General features: G+C 72.3%; 10 protein-coding genes. 9 read left to right on the top strand and 1 reads right to left on the bottom strand.

All coding sequences use genetic code 11. From position 1 onward, the window contains the following. Positions 1 to 131: 131 nt before the first annotated feature. Both AB0F58_RS01025 and AB0F58_RS01030 read left to right on the top strand, forming a co-directional pair. Positions 132 to 1,184 (top strand): LacI family DNA-binding transcriptional regulator, encoded by a 1,053-nt coding sequence (locus AB0F58_RS01025; RefSeq protein ID WP_357136080.1) that lies wholly within the window; start codon positions 132 to 134, stop codon positions 1,182 to 1,184. Positions 1,185 to 1,445: 261 nt separating this feature from the next. Beyond that, on the top strand, positions 1,446 to 4,481 hold the full coding sequence (locus AB0F58_RS01030) for a glycoside hydrolase family 38 C-terminal domain-containing protein (RefSeq protein WP_357136083.1): 3,036 nt from the start codon (positions 1,446 to 1,448) through the stop codon (positions 4,479 to 4,481). A gap of 92 nt (positions 4,482 to 4,573) precedes the next feature. On the opposite strand, the gene AB0F58_RS01035 is transcribed toward AB0F58_RS01030, so the two are convergent. Next, the gene (locus AB0F58_RS01035; RefSeq protein WP_357136086.1) at positions 4,574 to 7,090 is read right to left on the bottom strand and encodes a hypothetical protein; all 2,517 of its coding nucleotides are present in this window, start codon (positions 7,088 to 7,090) and stop codon (positions 4,574 to 4,576) included. 271 nt (positions 7,091 to 7,361) lie between these two features. Between AB0F58_RS01035 and AB0F58_RS01040 the strand changes: the two genes are divergently transcribed. The 7 genes from AB0F58_RS01040 to AB0F58_RS01070 all read left to right on the top strand — a co-directional run bounded on the left by AB0F58_RS01040 (position 7,362) and on the right by AB0F58_RS01070 (position 16,274). Next, positions 7,362 to 8,732 (top strand): hypothetical protein, encoded by a 1,371-nt coding sequence (locus tag AB0F58_RS01040; RefSeq protein ID WP_357136089.1) that lies wholly within the window; start codon positions 7,362 to 7,364, stop codon positions 8,730 to 8,732. A 118-nt stretch (positions 8,733 to 8,850) separates the two neighbouring features. Then, entirely contained in the window at positions 8,851 to 9,822 is a 972-nt protein-coding gene (locus tag AB0F58_RS01045; RefSeq protein ID WP_357136091.1) for a sugar ABC transporter permease, read from the top strand. Then, positions 9,822 to 10,763 carry a carbohydrate ABC transporter permease gene (locus AB0F58_RS01050; protein WP_357136094.1) on the top strand — a complete coding sequence of 314 codons (942 nt, stop codon included), beginning with the start codon at positions 9,822 to 9,824 and terminating at the stop codon, positions 10,761 to 10,763. Before AB0F58_RS01045 ends, AB0F58_RS01050 begins: the two co-directional genes overlap by 1 nt. 93 nt (positions 10,764 to 10,856) lie before the next feature. Next, positions 10,857 to 12,674, top strand: a complete 1,818-nt coding sequence (locus AB0F58_RS01055; protein WP_357136097.1) for an MBL fold metallo-hydrolase — start codon at positions 10,857 to 10,859, stop codon at positions 12,672 to 12,674. Next, complete coding sequence (locus tag AB0F58_RS01060) at positions 12,671 to 14,491, top strand: hypothetical protein (protein ID WP_357136100.1); 1,821 nt, start codon at positions 12,671 to 12,673, stop codon at positions 14,489 to 14,491. The genes AB0F58_RS01055 and AB0F58_RS01060 overlap by 4 nt, the downstream gene beginning before the upstream one ends. Positions 14,492 to 14,649: 158 nt before the next feature. Further along, the gene (locus AB0F58_RS01065) at positions 14,650 to 15,621 is read left to right on the top strand and encodes an ROK family protein (RefSeq protein ID WP_357136102.1); all 972 of its coding nucleotides are present in this window, start codon (positions 14,650 to 14,652) and stop codon (positions 15,619 to 15,621) included. Beyond that, complete coding sequence (locus tag AB0F58_RS01070; RefSeq protein WP_357136105.1) at positions 15,618 to 16,274, top strand: SIS domain-containing protein; 657 nt, start codon at positions 15,618 to 15,620, stop codon at positions 16,272 to 16,274. Before AB0F58_RS01065 ends, AB0F58_RS01070 begins: the two co-directional genes overlap by 4 nt. Positions 16,275 to 16,281 lie beyond the last annotated feature (7 nt).

Below are 16,281 nucleotides of genomic sequence, written 5' to 3' on the forward strand. Positions count from 1 at the left end.
CCACAGGCGCAGACTGTGCCCCGGACGAGCGAGCGGTGATCACGTGAAACGCGCTTTCCGGAGCCGGCGCGCGGGACACTGGTGGCGTGACAGCGGCAGGACCGACGCGACCGAGGCGGACAGGTGACCACGTGAGGAGCGGGCTGGCGGCGCCCGAGGGGTTCGACCCGGCCCGACGGCCGACCATCCGGGAGGTCGCCGAGGCGGCCGGGGTGTCCCGGTCGACGGTGTCCCGGGCGTTGACCGGTCGCGGCTACGTGGCCCCGACGGTACGGGACCGGGTCCGACAGGTCGCCCACGAACTCGGCTACGTGCCCGACGCGACCGCCCGGCACCTCCGCCAGCAGGCCAGCCAGTCGATCGGCGTGCTGGTCTCCGACCTGAACAACCCGTTCTACGCCGGACTCGCCGCCGGCATCAGCCAGCAGGCCCGCGACCGGCGGTACACGATGATGCTCGCCGACGGCGGTGGTTCCCCGGAGGTGGAGGCGGAGGTCGCCGAGGCGTTCGTGGCGCTGCGGGTCGCCGGTGTCCTCGTCACACCCGTCTCGGCGCAGGTCAGCACCTACCTGATCCGGCAGCAGATCCCGGTGGTGGAGGTGGACCGGCGGTTCGCCGCCGGGGCCTGCGACGCGGTGATGGTGGACAACGAGAGCGCGGCGCAGAGCGTCACCGCCCGACTGCTGGACCTCGGCCACCGCCGGATCGCGCTGGTCATCGACGAGATGCACTGGACCACCGGCCAGAACCGGCTCGCCGGCTACCGGGCGGCCTTCGCCGCCGCCGGGGTCCCCGCCGACGACTCGCTCGTGGTGCGCGCCGGCTGGGACGTCGAGGCCGCCCGGAAGGAGGCGCACGTCCTGCTCGGTCGGGCCGAGCCGCCGACGGCGATCTTCGCCGCCAACAACGTCCTGGCGGAGGCCGTCTGGCGTGCCGCCGCGGAGCTGGGTGTGTCGATCCCGGACCAGCTCAGCCTGGTGGCGTTCGACGACGTTCCGTGGATGAGCCTGGTCCGGCCCGGGGTGACGGCCGTCGCCCAGGATCCGGTCGCCCTCGGCGAGGCGGCCGTCACCCAGCTGTTCGAACGCATCCGGGCCCCGCTCGCGCCGGCCCGCACGGTGCTGCTCTCGGCGACGGTGACCGCGCGGGGCTCCACGGCCCCGCCCCCGTACCCGGCCCGCTGAGCCGGGCGCTCCCGCCCGTCCGGCACGGAACCGGCAGTCCCCCTCGCGCGTCCGGCGGGCCGGACCGGCACTCCCTCGCGCGTCCGGCGCGCCGGATTCGTCCGGCCGCCGCGTCCGTAAGGGACCGAAGTTACCCGACCGGCACCGTCCTGGCCAGACCGTTGACTCTCCGCGCCCCATGGCATAGACATGCGCCCACATGTTGCCCGTGTGGCCACGATTCCACATCGAGGCCCCCGACACCCCTCGCGGAGTTCCCGGATGCACCGGTCGCTGTCCAGCCTGACCCAACGGATCGAACGCGCGCTCGACGAACGACTCGTCCCGGCGATGTACCGGGACGCCGAACCGGTCGACGTCGAGGCGGCACACCTGCCCGGGGAGCCGGTACCGGTCCACGAGGGGCTGGCGCTGGCGTACCGGCCGTTCACCGTGGGCCAGCCGTGGGGCCCGGCCTGGAGCACCACCTGGTTCCGCCTCACCGGCGAGGTGCCGGCGCGGATGCGCGGCGGGCGGGTCGAACTCCTGGTGGACCTCGGCTTCGAGAAGGCCGGACCGGGTTTCCGGTCCGAGGGGCTGGCGTACACCGCCGACGGTACGCCGATCAAGGGCATCGAGCCCCGGACCGCCTACGTCCCGGTCGCCCGGCCGGCCACCGGGGGCGAGCGGGTGGAGGTGTACGTCGAGGCGGCGGCCAACCCCCGCTTCACCGGTGTGGTCACTCCGCTGGGCGACCGGGACACCGCCCCCGACCTGCCGCTCTACCGGCTCGACCGGGCAGAGCTCGCGGTCCTCGACGAGGAGGTCCACGCGCTCGTGCTGGACGTCCGGGTGCTGCACGAACTGGCCCTCACCCTGGCCGAGGCGGACCCGCGTCGGCACCAGATCCACCGCGCTCTCGAACTGATGCTCGACCACCTCGACGTCGCCGACGTCTCCGGCGGGGCCGCCGCCGCGCGGGAACGACTGGCCGGCGTACTCGCCGCCCCGGCCGTGCCGAGCGCCCACCAGGTCTACGCCGTCGGCCACGCCCACATCGACTCGGCCTGGCTCTGGCCGGTGCGCGAGACGATCCGCAAGTGCTCGCGGACCTTCTCCAACGTGGTGGCGCTCGCCGACGAGTACCCGGAACTGGTCTTCGCCTGCTCGTCCGCCCAGCAGTACGCGTGGACCCGCCAGCACCATCCCCAGGTGTACCGGCGGGTGGCCGAGAAGGTGGCGAGTGGACAGTTCGTCCCGGTCGGCGGGATGTGGGTGGAGTCGGACACCAACCTGCCCGGCGGCGAGGCCATGGTGCGCCAGTTCACCCAGGGCAAGCGGTTCTTCGCCGCCGAGTTCGGCGTCGAGCCCCGGGAGGTCTGGCTCCCCGACTCGTTCGGCTACTCCGCGGCGCTGCCCCAGCTCGCCCGGCTGGCGGGTTTCCGCTGGTTCCTCAGCCAGAAGATGTCCTGGAACCAGACGAACCGGTTCCCGCACCACACGTTCTGGTGGGAGGGCATCGACGGCACCCGGGTGTTCACCCACTTCCCGCCGGCCGACACCTACAGCTCGGAGCTGTCCGGGCGGGAACTGGCGTACGGGGTGAGCAACTTCAACGAGCACGGTCGGTCCACCCGCTCCCTGCTGCCGTTCGGTTACGGCGACGGCGGCGGCGGACCGACCCGGGAGATGCTCGAGACCGCCCGTCGGGTGGCCGACCTGGAGGGGTCGCCCCGGGTCAGCGTCCGCACCCCCGCCGAGTTCTTCGCCGAGGCGGAACGGGAGTACCCGGACGCGCCGGTGTGGAGCGGCGAGATGTACCTGGAGTTCCACCGGGGCACGTACACCAGCCAGTCCGCGATGAAGCGCGGCAACCGGCGCACCGAGCACCTGCTGCGCGAGGCCGAGCTGTGGTGCGCGACGGCGGCGCTGCGCGCCGGTCACCCGTACCCGTACGAGGAACTCGACGCGATCTGGCAGGACACCCTGCTGCTCCAGTTCCACGACATCCTGCCCGGCAGCTCGATCGCCTGGGTGCACCGCGAGGCGCGGCAGACGTACGCGCGGCTGGCCGAGCGCCTGGAGGCGCTGATCGGTCCGGCGCTGACCGCGCTCACCGGGCCCGGATCGGTGCCGTTGGCCGGCAACGCCGCGCCGCACGACCGGGTCGGGGTACCGGCGCTCGGGCTGGCCGTCCCCGGGACGGTCGAGGCACCCGGGGTGTCGGTGCGGACCGGGCCGGACGGCACGGTGCTGGACAACGGCCTGCTCCGGGTGACCGTCGGCGCGGACGGCACGGTGTCGGCGATCCGTGACCTGGTCGCCGACCGGGAGGTGCTCCGCGCCGGCGCGGCGGCCAACGTCCTCCAGCTGCACCCGGACACGCCGAACCGGTTCGACGCGTGGGACGTCGACGAGTTCTACCGCAACCGGCGTCACGACCTGACCGGCGTCACCGGACTGGTGGTCGAGACGGACGACCCCCGACAGGGCCGGGTCCGGGTGACCCGCCGGCACGGTGACTCGGAGTACACGCAGACCGTCTCGCTGGCGGCCGGCGAGCGGGTGCTGCGGTTCTGCACCGAGGTCGACTGGCAGCAGCGGGAGACGCTCCTCAAGGTGGCCTTCCCGGTCGACGTGCACGCCGCGCACTCCAGCTCGGAGATCCAGTTCGGTCACCTCCAGCGGCCCACCCACACCAACACCTCGTGGGACGCGGCGAAGTTCGAGATCTGCGCCCACCGCTGGCTGCACGTCGGCGAGCCCGGGTACGGCGTGGCGCTGGTCAACGACGGCACGTACGGCCACGACGTGACCCGTGACCCGCCCGGGGACGGGCTCGGGGCCCGGGGCACCACCGTCCGGCTCTCCCTGCTGCGCGCGCCCAACTACCCCGACCCGGGCACCGACCGGGGCACCCACCGGTTCGCCTACGCGCTGGTCTGCGGCGCGGAGATCCTGGACGCGGTCCGCGAGGGCTACCGGATCAACCTGCCGGTCCGCCGGCACACCGGCGGTGCTGCGGTCGCCCCGCTGGTCGAGGTGTCGAACCCGGCCGTGGTGGTCGAGTCGGTGAAGCTGGCCGACGACCGCTCCGGCGACCTGGTCGTCCGGCTGTACGAGGCGCTCGGCGGACGGGCCCGGACCCGGCTGACCGCGTCGTTCGTCCCCGCCCGGGTCGACGTCTGCGACCTGCTCGAACGGCCGGACGCCGAGATCGCCGCGCTGGCCCCGATCGCGGTCCGGGGCGACGCCGTCGACCTCACGTTGAGCCCGTTCCAGGTGGTGACGCTCCGGCTCACGCCGGCCGGTCGCTGAGCCGGGCCGGGGCGGGGGAACGTGCCCCCCGCCCCGGCCGGCTTCCCCACCCGGCTGCCGGGCACCGCCGCCCGGATCGCCGGTCCCCCGCGCTAGGGAGCGGGATCGACGCGGCGCAGCAGGACGTCGGCGACGCCGTACCCGTCCACCCGCACGCCGCCGCCCCCGGTCACCCCCGGGCCGGTCCAGTCGACGGTCGCCGCCACCGGTTCGGCGCCGATGTTGCGCAGGCGCACCCGCACCGTCCCGTCGCCCGTGGGCCGCACCTCGGCGAGCAGCCGGTCCGCCGGCTCCACCCGCAGTACGCCGGCTCCGGCGCCGGTGACGGGGCCGGCGTACTGCCGGGCCTGGAGCGGCTCGAGCAGGTCACGGCCGAGGACCCGGACCCGCTCGCGGGTCACCGGCGCGCCGCTGGCGGCGAAGCGGTAACGGTAGCGCCCGGTGCCGTCCTGGGTGGCCTGGAAGTTGGTGAAGTGCAGGTTGTTCATCAGCCAGCTGTTCACGTGCCCCCCGACGGTGGTCAGGGTGCGCGCCCAGCGGCCGGTGTGGAAACCCCCGACCTGCACCAGGGGGGCGTCGAAGCTGCCCCACAGGACGCCGTGCCGGGCGTTGGTCACGCCGACCGCGTGCTGGACGGAGTACCAGTCCCGACTGGTGTCGGGGAGCTGCTCCGTCCCGGCGGCGTACACCGCACCGGCGGTCTCCAGCAGGAACTCCGGGTCCGGCACGTCGAACGGGAAGGCCACGAAGACGCTCTCCGGCTCGTGGCGCACCGGTTTCACCAGGTGCACGTCGAGATCCACGACGTCCACGTCGCGGTAGAGCGTCAGGGTGACCGTCGCCGGTGGGAGGCCGGGCGGCGTGACCCGCCAGGTGATCGCGGCCAGCTCGTCCGACTCGACGATCTCGGGTTCCCCCTCCCCCACGGCGACGAGTCGGTCGAAGTCCGGACCGGGGTGGTCGGGGTGGAAGTCCTTCGGCGAGCGGGTCATCATCGGGTGGTCGCACCCTTCCGGGAGGCGTTCCCACGCGACGGCGCCGAGTCCGTACCCGGCGCCCGGGTCGACCAGCTCCCGGCCGGCGCGCAGGTCGACCAGGGAGACGACGCCACCGCGGGCGGGGTCCACCACGGCCCGGTACACCCCCTTGGTCAGCTCCCGGCCGGGCCGGGCCGCCGGCAGCGGCGCGGGCACCGGCAGCAGGGCCGTCCCGAAGGCCGGCGCGCGGGCGACCAGGCGGGCCCGCCGCACCCGGTCGACCTCGACGTCGACGGGCTCGACCCGGTCCCGGCCGGTGGGGTTGACCACCAGGATCCCGGCTTGCGGACCGGGCTCGCCGGCCTCCGCCGGCCCGCTCGCCGCCAGCCGGAACATGCCCTCGACCGCCAGGTCCCGGGCCAGGTCGTAGGCCTGGTAGGCGAAGCCGGCCTTGGCGTTCCAGTGGGAGTGGTTGAAGGTCGAGTTCGGCTTCGCGTACGTCTCCCAGGAGCCCCAGGTGTGCTCACCGAAGAGCAGCAGGTCCTCGTCGACCCGGGCCAGGTCCGTGACGATCTCCCGCTCCTCCCGCAGGCGGACCGGGCCGCGTCGGTAGCCGAGCACCTGGGCGAGGGCCGGGCTGCCGTCGCCGCGCAGCAGGGCCAGTCCGAGGCTGCTCTGGGCGGCGCGGGCGAAGGACCGCGCCTCCCGGTAGACGGCCACCTCCCGGGCCGTGGAGCCGTGGCCGTGCGACCACCAGTCGGACCACTCCCCCCGGACGACCGGGATTTCCGCCGCCCCGGCCTGCGCCTCCAGCAGGTCGAGGGCCTCGTCGACGGTCGCGGTCCGCATCGGCGGGTTCCCGGGCGTGGCGTTCCAGTGCCGCACCACGTCCAGGAAGAGGGCGGTGGGCCAGCGGTTGTCGTTGGCCGCGTGGACCACCGCGACGTCGTAGGGGTAGTCCGGCCGGGCCGCCAGCCGGTCGACGAAGGCGGCGATGTTGCGCTCGGCGGCGACGACGTCGCCGTCGATGATCCCCCACTGCTCACCGAAGCCGTAGTGGGTGGAGAGCCACACGAAGATCCGGCCCCCGCCGGGCCCCTCCCACCAGAACCCGGTCGGCTGCTCGTAGGGCGCCCGGCCGTGGTCCGGGTTGAGCGCCATCAGCAGCCGGGTCAGCCCGGCCCGACGCATGGCGTCGACCGTGCCCCAGGCGATGCCGTTGACGTCGCCGTGCTGCTGGGTCCGGACCGGGATCCCGGCCGCCCGGAGGTCGTCGAGCGCGTCGTACGCCGCGTCGAACTCCGCGTCCGAGGGCAGCTGGGTCATGTTCAGGTAGCCGCCGGTCACCGCGATGCGTCCCTCGGTGACGAACCGGCGCAGCCGCTCCACCTCCGCCGGTCCGGCGTCGGCGACGAAGCGCAGGACCGGTCGCGCCACCTCGAAGGTCCACCGGAACGAGGCCGGATCCGGCCCCGCCCCGGTGTCGGTCCCGACCTCGGCCTCGGCCTGGCAGAGTCGTAGCACCTCGGTCACGATGTGTCGATGCTGCCCGTCCACGATGCGTGGGCTGTTGGTGTAGCCGACGTCGTGGTGGGTGTGTCCGACGAGGAGGATCTGGCGAATGGGTGCCACTCGAGGCCTCTCGGTGTGGTAACGATGTCATACCGATCCAACTCGACGTTCATCAGTACGGCAAGCCCAGGGGCGGGTTCCGCCCTGCACACGTGGCCATAGACGCTGGTGCGACCTTGTGCCCGGGGTCACATTCCGATACGGTCCGGCCTGGTGTGGATCATGTCCGTCCCGGGCACCATCGGCCCGCCACCTGGACAGCCCACCCATTCACCTCGCCACCTCGAGGGTCGGTTCTTCGCCAACCCGTATGCCATGTGAAGGGACCTCGATGACAATGAGGCGATCGGCCTTCATCGCCGCAGGCATCGCCGCCGTCCTGGCTGCCACGACCGCCTGTGGTTCGTCCGACGACGACACCGGCGCCGACGGCGCCGCAGCCTTCGACGGCAAGCCCACCGGCACCCTGAGTGCCTGGGGCTTCAACAACGCCGACGACGTCGGCAAGGCCCGGATGGCGTACGCCGAGAAGCAACTCGACGGCGTCAAGATCGAAATGGACGAGACCGGGTTCGACGCACAGAAGTTCACCACCCGACTGGCCGGCGGCAACGTCCCCGACGTCGTCCAGATGGACCGCCAGTACGTGGCCACCTACGCCGCCCAGGGCGTCATCATGCCGCTGGACAAGTGCTACACCACCCACCAGGTCACGCCACGGGAGCGCTTCTACCCCTTCGTGGTCGACGACGTGACGTACAAGAACCAGGTCTGGGCGGTTCCGCAGTTCTACCAGCCGACGGCCATCCTGCTGAACAAGACCGTGATGGACGCCGCCGGGGTGCTGGAGGGCGACATCGACACGTCGAACCCGGACAAGCTCCTCGGCGCCGTCGCCAAGATGTACAAGGCCAACGGCGACGTGCCCGCCACGCTCGGCTTCAACCCGCAGGCGACCGGCCAGGCCGAACTGTGGGTGGTCGGCATGGGAGGCAAGCTGAGCGGCGAGAACGGGGTGCCCACCCTCGACGACCCGGCCAACGTCTACGCCCTGGAACTGCTCAAGCGGATCACCGACGCGCAGGGCGGGTTCGCCAAGTACAAGAGCTTCACCGACTCGTTCGACACCTTCGGGGAGAAGAACCAGTTCGTCCAGAACCAGGTCGGCGCGGAGGTGGACGCCCAGTGGTACCCGAACGTCCTCTCGCCGTACAAGGACAAGATCAAGCTGGGTGCGGTGCCGTTCAAGGACAAGACCGGTAAGCCGGTCTCGATGGCCGGCGGATCGGCGTTCGTGGTCCCCACCAAGGCCAAGAACCCCAGCGCCGGGTGCAAGTGGGCGCTGGCGCTGACCGAGGAGGGTTCCTGGATGGCCGCCGCCGAGGCGCGGGCCGCGACGGTCAAGGAGAAGAAGTCGATCAACACCGGCCTGTTCACCGGCTCCCCGGCGGCGGACAAGACCATCCGGGAGAAGTTCGTCACGCCCAGCGGTAACGAGGGCTTCGACAAGGTGATCAGCACCTACTACGAGGTGGTGGGCACCGGCAAGAGCTACGGCTCCTCCCCCGCCGGCCAGCAGATCAAGCAGGAACTGTTGAACGCGATCACCGCGGCGCTGCTCGGCGACAAGGCGCCGCAGAAGGCCCTCGCCGACGCGCAGAGCGCGGCGATGCAGGCGTACAAGACCGTCACCGGCGGCTGACGCCTCCGCACCACCTGGGAACGGCGGGCCCGGCACGACGGGCCCGCCTGACCCCGTCGCGGGCGCCCGGTCCCGCACCGCCCTGGCCGGCCGATCCGGCACCTCACGGAGGCGTTCGATGACAGACAAGACCCTCGCGTCGCCCGACACCGGAATCCGTCCCCCCGGGTCGACGCGCCCCGCCAGGCGGCCCAGATTCAACCGCCGGGAGGCGGCGGCCGGCTACCTCTTCATCTCACCCTGGATCGTCGGCTTCCTCGTCTTCACCGCCGGCCCGATGATCTACAGCCTGGTCATCTCGTTCAGTCACTACAACCTGGCCACGAACGTCGTCCGCCCGGCCGGGACCAGCAACTACCAGGCGCTGCTGGACAACCCCCGGGTGGCCTCCTCGCTGGCCAACACCCTCTTCTACGCGCTGCTGGCGGTGCCGCTGGAGATCGCCTTCGCGCTCCTGCTGGCCGGACTGCTCAACCGGGTCGTCGGGCGGGGCGCGGGGTTCTTCCGGACCGTCTACTACCTGCCGAAGATGACGCCGACCGTCGCCACCGCCTCCATCTTCCTGCTGCTGCTCAACGGGAACACCGGCGCGATCAACGAGGGCCTGCGGCTGGTCGGGATCTCCGGCCCACAATGGTTGGTGGACCCGGACTGGGTGAAGCCCTCCATCGTGCTGATGGCGCTCTGGGGGGTCAGCGGCACCATGGTCATCTTCCTGGCGGCGCTGAAGAACGTCCCCCGGGAGCTCTACGAGGTGGCCTCGCTGGACGGCGCCGGCCCGATCCGGAAGTTCTTCTCGATCACCCTGCCGATGATCTCCGGGGCGATGTTCTTCAACGTCATCATCCTGACGATCGCCGCCTTCCAGGTCTTCGACCAGGCCTACCTGCTGTTCTGGCGGGACCAGTCCAACCCCGCCCCGGAGGCGTCGCTCTTCTACGCGGTCTACCTGTTCCAGGAAGCGTTCCGGCAGTTCAACTTCGGCTTCGCCGCCGCCATGGCCTGGCTGCTCTTCGTCATCCTCATGATCCTGACGTTCATCCAGGTCAGGGTCGGTAACCGCTTCGTGTACTACGAGGGAGGCCGCTGATGGCCATCGTCGGCCCGGGGGTCACCCCCACACCGGCGTCCGCGCTGGGCCCCGCCGCGCCCCTGGTGGAGCGGGCTCCGGACGACGACCGACGCCCGACACGCTGGACCGCGGGCCGGATCCTGCTGACCGTCGTCCTGGTCGGCTTCGCCGCGCTGTTCCTGTACCCGCTGGTCTGGCTGATCGCGGCGAGCCTCAAGCCGGCCAGCCAGGTCTTCGACAACTCCCTCGTCCCGCAGACCTGGGAGTGGGGCAACTACGTCCAGGTCTGGGCCGAGCTGCCACTGCTGAGCTGGATGTTCAACAGCGTGTCGATCGCCCTGCTCGCGGCGGCCACGGTCTCCGTGTCCAGCTCGCTGGTGGCGTTCGGGTTCGCCTACTTCCGGTTCCCCGGCCGGAACATCCTGTTCGGGCTCGTCCTCGGGACGATGATGCTGCCCGGCTCGGTCACGATGATCCCCACCTACCTGATCTGGAAGGAGACCGGCCTCCTCGGCACCTGGGTGCCGCTCTTCGGGGCCAACCTGTTCGCCTCGGCCTTCTACATCTTCCTGCAACGCCAGTTCTACCTGGGCCTGCCCCGGGAGCTGTTCGAGGCGGCCCGGATCGACGGGGCGAGCTACTGGCAGCTGTTCTGGCGCATCGCCATGCCGTTGTCGATCCCGTCCTTCATCATCGTGTTCCTCTTCGAGTTCCAGGCCGCCTGGAACAACTTCCAGGGTGCGCTGATCTACCTCAACGGGGAGTCGGTCGAGGACTTCACCGCGCCGCTGGGCATCGCGTACGCGATGACCAAGTACAGCCCGAGCGCCGGCGGGCAGGGCGACTACCAGTTCGTCATGGTCGCCTCGCTCCTCGTCACCCTGCCGATGCTGCTGCTGTTCAGCTTCGGTCAGCGGTACTTCATCGAGGGTGTGGCCACCCAGGGACGCAAGGGGTGACGGGGTACCGGGCGCCGCTACCGCGGTGACCCGGGTCCGCAATCGGCGACTCGGCCAATACACCTGATCGATATCATGTGGAATCGTTTCCACATGCGTCTGACTGACAGCGTGCGGGTGTACCACGACACCTGCAACGTCTACCTGCTGGTCAGCGGTCCGGACGCGGTCGCGGTCGACTTCGGGTCGGGCCGCGTCCTGGACCGGCTGGCCGAGTTCGGCGTCGAACGGATCACCGACGTCCTGATGACCCACCACCACCGTGACCAGGGCCAGGGGCTGTCCCGGGCCGCCGCCGCCGGCATCCGCATCTGGGTGCCGTCCTCGGAGCGGGACCTGTTCGCCGACGTCGGCACGCACTGGCAGACCCGCACCCTGGACAACAACTACGACCTGCGCCAGGACCGGTTCTCGCTGCTGTACGACGTACCGGTGCACGGGATCGTGCCCGACTACCGTACGGCCCGGTTCGGCGGCGTCGACGTCACCACCGTGCCGACCCCCGGGCACACCCTGGGCTCGGTCAGCTACCTCGTCGAGCTGGACGGGAAGCGCATCGCCTTCACCGGCGACCTGCTCCACGGACCGGGCACCATCTGGTCGGCCTCGGCGCTCCAGTGGGGCTACAGCGCCCTGGAGGGGGCCGCCGCCTCGGTACTCTCCCTGGACCTGCTCGCCGAACGCGCCCCCGACCTGGTGCTGCCCTCGCACGGGGCGCCGATCAGCGAACCGGCGACCGCGATCGCCCAGTGCCGGCAGAACCTCCAGGCGCTGGTGGACTTCCGCCGGGACCAGCCGTGGGACCTCACCGGGTGGCTGCGGCAGCCGTACGAGGAGGTCTCCCCGCACCTGCTGCGCAACCGCACCTCACACGCGACCAGCTACGCGCTGCTGTCCGACTCGGGCGCGGCCCTCCTGATCGACTACGGCTTCGACACGATCACCGGGTTGCCGGTGGGCACCGACCGGTCCTCCCGCCGGCCCTGGCTCGCCTCGCTGGACGCGCTGAAGCGCACGCACGGCATCGACCGGATCGAGGTGGCGCTGCCCACCCACTACCACGACGACCACGTGGCCGGCTTCAACCTGCTGCACGAGGTGGAGGGCACCCGGATCTGGGCGACCGAGGAGATCGCGCCCATCCTGGCCGACCCGCTCCGGTACGACCTGCCCTGTCTCTGGTACGACCCGATCGCGGTGCACCGGGTGGTGCCGACCGGCGTGCCGGTGCGCTGGCACGAGTACGAACTGACCATGTACCCGCTGCCCGGACACACCCTGTACGCCGTCGCCGTCGCGTTCACCGTGGACGGTCAGCGGGTGGTGGCCACCGGCGACCAGCAGGACGGCGGCTGGGTCGACGGGCTGCGCGCCGAGGTGCTGAACTTCCAGTACCGCAACCGGTTCCGCATCGACGACTTCGTCGACTCGGCGTTGCTGTACCGGCGGTTGGCACCCGACCTGTTGATCAGCGGGCACTGGCTGCCCCGCCGGGTCGACGACGCCTACCTGGACATGCTGCTGTCCCGGGGCGAGGAACTGGCCCGGCTGCACCGGACCCTGCTGCCCCTGGACGAGGTCGACTTCGACGCCGAGGGGTTCGGCGCACGGATGCTGCCGTACCGGTCGAGCACCACCGGCGGGGAGGCGCTGACGTTCGAGGTGGAGGTACGCAACCCGTTCCGGCGCCGCTGCCCGCTGCGGGTGGACCTGGTGACCCCGGACGGGTGGAAGGCCGCACCGGGCCAGCGCCAGATCGCCGTCGACCCCCTCGGTACGGCGTGCCTGACCTTCACCGTGGTCCCGCCGGTCGGGTCGGCACCGCAGCGGCGGGTCCGGCTGGCGGTCAACCTGACCGCCGGGGACCGCGACTTCGGCCAGCAGGCCGAGGCGCTGGTGGACCTGCGATGAGCGGGCAGGTGATGGCCGTCGAGGTCGACGGTCGGCTGGAGATCCGCACCCCGCACTACACGGCGGCGGTCAACCGGGCCCGGCTGCTCGCGGACCTGACCGGCAGCGACGGCGGGTCGTGGGGACGACTGCGGCTGCTCGCCTCGGTGGACACCCTGGACGGACCGGACGAGACGGTACGCGTGGAGTCGGTCACCCACGAGTGCCGGGACGGTCTGGTCCGGGTGACCGTCAGCTGCGTCAGTACCCGCTGGTCGCGCCGTGAGCAGGTGGTGGAGTTCCGGGCGGACACCATCGGCGTGCACGCGACGGTGCACGGGCCGGGCCGGCTCGGCACGGTACGGCTGCTCGGTGGGGCACGCCTGCCCCAGGGCATGCTGCCCAGCGGGGCCGCACACCGGACGGTCTTCTCCCCCAATCCCGACCACCCGTGGCGGATCGCCCGACCGGCCGTCGAGCCGGCGGTGGTCAGTGTCAACGGCGAGGGCGGCGAGCCGGGTGTGGGCCGCTGGCTGTTCACCCCCGCGCCGACGTGCTTCGGCCTGTCCCGGGATCGGCTCGCCGACGAGAGCAGGCTGCCGGCCGGCCCGTGGCTGATGCTCGGGTTGGCCGCCGCGCGACGCTCCTTCGTCGAGTTCGGCTACGACCCGACGCCGGGCGGGTTCAGCGTGCGCTGCGAGTACCAGGGGCACACCCGGGTCGACGGCGCGTTCACCACGCCCACCGTGCTGCTGCTGTTCGGGGCGGCCGACCCGTACGACGGGCTGCGCCGCTACCGCGCGGAACTCGTCGCACGGGGCCTGGTCCCGCCGGTGACCACCCGCCCCGCTCCCGACCACTGGCGGCAGCCGATCTTCTGCGGCTGGGGCGCGCAGTGCGCACTGGCCGTGGCGGCCGGCGTCCGGGCACCCGAGCTGTCGCGGCAGGACCTGTACGAGGGGTTCCTCGACACGTTGGCGCGCCGGGGGCTGGTGCCCGGCACGATCACCGTGGACGACAAGTGGCAGGAGCGGTACGGGACCTGCCACCCGGATCCCGGCAAGTGGCCGGACCTGCCCGGCTTCGTCGCGCGCCGGCACGCCGCCGGGCAGCGGGTGCTGCTGTGGTGGAAGGCGTGGGACCCGGAGGGAGTCCCGGCCGAGGCGTGCGTCCGGGATCCGGAGGGCACCCCGCTGGCGATCGACCCGGAAAGCCCGGCGGGCCGCGCGGCGATCGAGGAGGCCGTGACGCGGATGCTGGCACCGGACGGGTTGGACGCCGACGGGCTCAAGATCGACTTTATCGGTCGGACGCCCTCCGGGGCCGGGCTGCTGCACGCCGGCCCGTCCTGGGGTTTCGACCTGTTGCACGAGCTGCTGGCGGTGGCGTATCGGGCGGCGAAGCGGGTCAAGCCGGAGGCGTTGATCGTCACGCACACCCCGGATCCGGGCTTCCTCGACGCTACGGACATGATCCGGCTCAACGACGTCCTGCATCTCGACCACCCGGACGGCCGTACGCCGCCGGGGACCGCCGGCGACGCGGTGGTCGAGCAGATGACCTACCGGGCCCGGGTGGTGCGGGCGGCCTGCCCCGAACTGCTGGTCGACACCGACGGCTGGTGCCTGCCGGACCGGACGGCGCTGGCCGCGTACGCCGGGGCCGCGCCGGAGCTGGGCGTGCCTGCTCTGTACTACGTGGACCGGATGGAGTTCGATCCGGTCCGGTTCGACGAGGCGACGTGGTCGGCGGTCGCCGCCGGCTGGGCCGTCCACCGCGCCCGGAACGGCCTGTCGACGCCCGGCGGGCCGGGGCGCACCGGGCACGAGGCATCGTGATGCGCCGATCGACCCTTGACAGACCCTCCGGTCGGCCGGCTATGTTTCACGCCGTTGTGGTAACGATGCCACACCGATGTCCGGGGGCCGGCTCCGCGATCGCGCGACGGCCCGCCACCGACGGCATCACCACCCGGGGCCGGAAGGGCTGAGTGCAGGTGCCGAACCGCGAACACGTACTCGCCCTGGACATTGGCGGCACCAAGCTCGCGGCCGGCGTGATGGACCGTGCCGGCCGGCTGGGCTCGTTCGTACGGACCCCCACCCGCGTCGAGGAGGGGCCCGACGCGGTCGTCGCGCGGCTGCTCACCCTCGGCCGGGAGGCCCTCGCGGCGGCCGGGCGGCGGGCGGCGGAGCTGGTCGCGGTCGGCATCGGCTGCGGCGGCCCGCTCGACCCGGTGACCGGCCGGGTGCTCGGCCCTCCCGGACTCCCCGGCTGGGACGACGTCCCGATCGTGGACCTGGTCACCGCCGGCTTCGGTCGGCCCGCCCGACTGGAGAACGACGCCACCGCCGCCGCGCTGGGCGAGTACCGGTACGGGCGGTGGCACGACGTGCGGCACATGCTGTACCTGACCGTCTCCACCGGCGTGGGGGGCGGACTGATCCTGGACGGACAGCTGTACCGGGGCGCGGCCGGCAACGGCGGCGAGTTCGGTCACGTGATCATCGACTGGAAGGGCCGGGTCTGCGGCTGCGGGCAGCGCGGCTGCGTCGAGGCGTACGCGTCGGGCAGCGCGATCGCGCGCCGGGCGGCCGAGGCCCTGGCCGACGACGAGTCGTCGACCCTGCGCGACGCCGCGACGGTGACCGCCGAGACCGTCGCCACGCACGCCGCGCAGGGTGACCCACTGGCCCGCCGGATCTGGGACGAGTCCACCGCCGCGCTGGGCCGGGCCGTCGCAGTCATGATCAACATGGTCGAGCCGCAGCTCGTCGTCCTCGGCGGCGGGGTCACCCGGGCCGGTGACGCGCTACTGCTGCCGGTCCGCCGGGGGGCGCTGGGTCAGGCCATGCGACCGGCTGCCGCCGCCGCCCGGATCGAACTCTCCGCGCTCGGCGACACCGTCGGGGTCGTCGGCGCGGCGGCATCGGCATTTCTCCACCTCGACGAGGGAGCGGACACGTGACCATCGACGACCAGGCCCCACCCGTCCCGGAGGTCGACGGCCGGGCCCGGCCCGTTCCGGCCGTCGGCGACCAGGCGCCCCTCGACGCGTACGTCGACGAGCACCTGGCCGTGATCGAGTCCGTCCGGGAGCTGGTGCCCCGGATCGGGGCCCTCGGCGACGAGGTCTGCGCCCGGCTCGCCCGGGGCGGCATCCTCTACACGTTCGGCAACGGCGGGTCGGCCGCCGACGCGCAGCACCTCGCCGGGGAGCTCATCGGCCGGTACTGCCGGGAACGGCAGCCGCTGGCCGCGGTGGCGCTCTCCACCGACCCGACGGTGAGCACCTGCATCGGCAACGACTACTCCTTCGACGAGGTGTTCGCCCGACAGGTCACCGCGCTGGCCCGCCCGGACGACATGGTGGTCGCCTTCACCACCAGCGGACGCTCGGCCAACGTGGTGGCCGGTCTGCGGGCCGGTCGGGACGCCGGCGCCCTGACCGTCCTGTTCACCGGTCACCGCGACACCGGCGGCGGTCCCGCCGCCCGGCACGCCGACCACGTGCTGGCGGTGGCGGCCGAGCGCACCGCGCGCGTGCAGGAGGCGCACGTCCTGCTGCTGCACCTGCTCAGCGAACACATCGACCGTTGGGCTGCCGCCGTCTCCGGCTGACCCCCGC

The organism is Micromonospora sp. NPDC023956 (assembly GCF_040639195.1).
Taxonomy (GTDB): Bacteria; Actinomycetota; Actinomycetes; order Mycobacteriales; family Micromonosporaceae; genus Micromonospora.

Excerpts from the sequence above, each read along its gene's own strand:
- AB0F58_RS01030 (WP_357136083.1), top strand. The coding sequence starts at position 1,446 with ATGCACCGGTCGCTGTCCAGCCTGACCCAACGGATCGAACGCGCGCTC.
- AB0F58_RS01040 (WP_357136089.1), top strand. The coding sequence starts at position 7,362 with ATGACAATGAGGCGATCGGCCTTCATCGCCGCAGGCATCGCCGCCGTC.
- AB0F58_RS01045 (WP_357136091.1), top strand. The coding sequence starts at position 8,851 with ATGACAGACAAGACCCTCGCGTCGCCCGACACCGGAATCCGTCCCCCC.
- AB0F58_RS01050 (WP_357136094.1), top strand. The coding sequence starts at position 9,822 with ATGGCCATCGTCGGCCCGGGGGTCACCCCCACACCGGCGTCCGCGCTG.
- AB0F58_RS01055 (WP_357136097.1), top strand. The coding sequence starts at position 10,857 with ATGCGTCTGACTGACAGCGTGCGGGTGTACCACGACACCTGCAACGTC.
- AB0F58_RS01060 (WP_357136100.1), top strand. The coding sequence starts at position 12,671 with ATGAGCGGGCAGGTGATGGCCGTCGAGGTCGACGGTCGGCTGGAGATC.